Annotated in this window: 1 pseudogene; it reads right to left on the bottom strand. The window is 36.9% G+C overall.

Annotation, left to right across the window (positions count from 1 at the left end):
- Nucleotides 1-458 precede the first annotated feature (458 nt).
- Nucleotides 459-2309, bottom strand: a pseudogene (locus tag KGF65_RS16485) (fructose-1,6-bisphosphatase); the annotation flags it as partial.
- Between the last annotated feature and the right edge of the window lie 157 nt (nt 2310-2466).

Here is a 2466-nt window from a genome sequence, read left to right as displayed (position 1 = left end):
CAAAATTATATTTAGTTTTAATTAATGGTCTGATCTCAGTACTTTACTGAGATCAGACCATTTTTATTCATCGAAATGCGTTTAGTGTTTTACTATAACACGTATTTAGAAGCAACTTGTTTAGATCTCTCAGTTTGTAAAATTAAGTTAATACTAAAAAAGCCATTTGTAGTCGGCTGTTGAGTGTTAAAATCAAAAGTCTACCACAAAAGGCCTATATTCATCTTACCGTAGACAAGCTCACCACGATTTATTCCTTTTGGAAAACCAAGGTGAAAACTTATCGAGTTGCCTCAAAGCAGTCTTAATTACCAAACACCACTTGAGGCATTCGTAAATCAAATCACTGATGAACAGCTGACAATTTCTAACTTAATTTGACATTTAAGGTCATTCAATCTCGCTTCAAATGGCTTAGTCACCTACTAGTAGATTATACATAATTGGCCTCAGGGCCATTATTTCTTCAGTTCTTGAAGTCGCTGTTTTAATTCCTTAATTTGTACTTTTATTTCACGACCTATATCGGTTTCTGCCACGGTACGCCGCTTATCTTCAGTCTCTACAACTCGTTTAGTCGACACAATATCAGTTAAATCAGGTATTGCTGCTACTTTAGAAATAAATGGCTCATGTGTGACCAACTGCATACCAAATGAATTATCAAGCAACGTATACCCACCAATGCCGGTCACTTTCTGATATGGTCGTGAAAAGCCACCATCAATGACCACCATCTTCTTATTTGCCATGATAGGCGAAGTTCCTTTTTTTACCGGTGTATGACCATTTACGACATGACTAGTATCCGGGTCAAGCCCGAATGCCCCCAATAACTTTCTTACAAACTTCTCATTATGTCGCAATTGATAGTATGGATCTGGGTTTTCATTGTGTGTAGCCTTATCAGCGATAAAGTAACGCTCAAATGTAGTCATATTTTGTTTGCCAAATAGTGGGGAGTTGGGGCCAGCCCACATATACCACAACAAATCCATAGACAGATTGTCTTGTCTATTTGTTTGTGAATAACTGTCCCGCAAATTTTGTTCTAAAAAATCGAATAACTCTGGCCCAACATATTCATGACCATTCAAAATCAGGCCAATAAAGTTTCCTTGCTCATCTGTTGGCACACATCCATGAATTAATAGGTTGTTGTTATAACGCAGATACATACTACCATGGCTCATTAAGAATTTCATGTGACGCTGTAACTTTTCTGAATGCGTAAAAGCCATGACAAGTTTATCAATAATAGCTTGTTCCTCATCGGTAAGTGTATAGGGGTTATTTACATCTACCAACTGAAAGCACGTATTACTCAAAGTATAATTATGTCCGAGAAGTGTTATATACTTCCTGTCTGCGCTAATTTTATCAAGTAACAATCGTTTTTCCATATTAAATTCTGGTCGTCTCTTTAGGACTGCACCTTCTAACTTAAATTGGATGATACTGATTGCTTGGTGTATTTTAGTTATTTCTTTGGTTTCATCTTCTTCTACTGATAAATTAGATGAATTACTTTTTGGTCGGAAAGCCAGATTATCTTGATAATAACGTTCAGCAAACCGTGCTAAGTGCCGCAGATTAATGCCATAAGCATCTTCTAGAATAGTGAGATTATTATATCGTGCACAGATTCGGATCAAGTTACAAATACATATTGCTGAACCAGCGGCACCTCCTAACCAGAGAATATCATGATTTCCCCACTGAAAATCAACTGACTGACGGTCAATGAGGACATCTACTATCTTATCAGGCGCTGGTCCACGGTCATAAATATCCCCAACTATGTGTATATGATCCACTGTCAGATGCTGGATGGTTGCACAAGCCATTTTAATCCAGGAATCCACTTGACCAAGTTCGATTAAGTTTTCGATAATAGCCCAATAATAGGCTTGTTTATCTTGGTCTCGATTATCACTGTACAGTAGTTCCTCTGTAACATATACAAATGCTGGGTTAATAGCTTTACGTAATTTAGAACGGGTGTACTTACTAGCAGTATATCCCAGTAACCTAATCAATCGTTGGACATTAGTTAAATACCATTGATGTAACTCTTGACTAGATAAGCTTGAAGTTACTTCCATCAATTGTTCACTTGGATAATATACCAAAAATGCAAAGTGAGTCAGTGTCTCATTTGTCAGTTCACCCTGAAAACAATCCTTTATCTTACTTTTTACATTTCCACTACCATTTCGCACCACATGTTGAAATGCATTAAATTCGCCATGAATATCACTCATAAAGGCCTCAGTTGGCTTGGGTAATTTCAAAATAGATTCCAGGTTGTAAACGGCACCCGTAAAATGTAGGAAAACGGCAGGTTAAAACTGTTGGTTTTCCTACATTTTTTGTATCATGAATCACATCAGAGTGTAGGAGGAATTTGATGTGAGACGTGATTTAAGAGAAGGAGTGACAATTTACGTGACTGAAAATATTAAA

Source organism: Lactiplantibacillus sp. 30.2.29 (assembly GCF_018991255.1).
Taxonomy (GTDB): Bacteria; Bacillota; Bacilli; order Lactobacillales; family Lactobacillaceae; genus Lactiplantibacillus; species Lactiplantibacillus pentosus.
The sequence above is the reverse complement of the archived record's forward strand: the minus strand, read 5'-3'. Positions and strand labels throughout refer to the sequence as shown.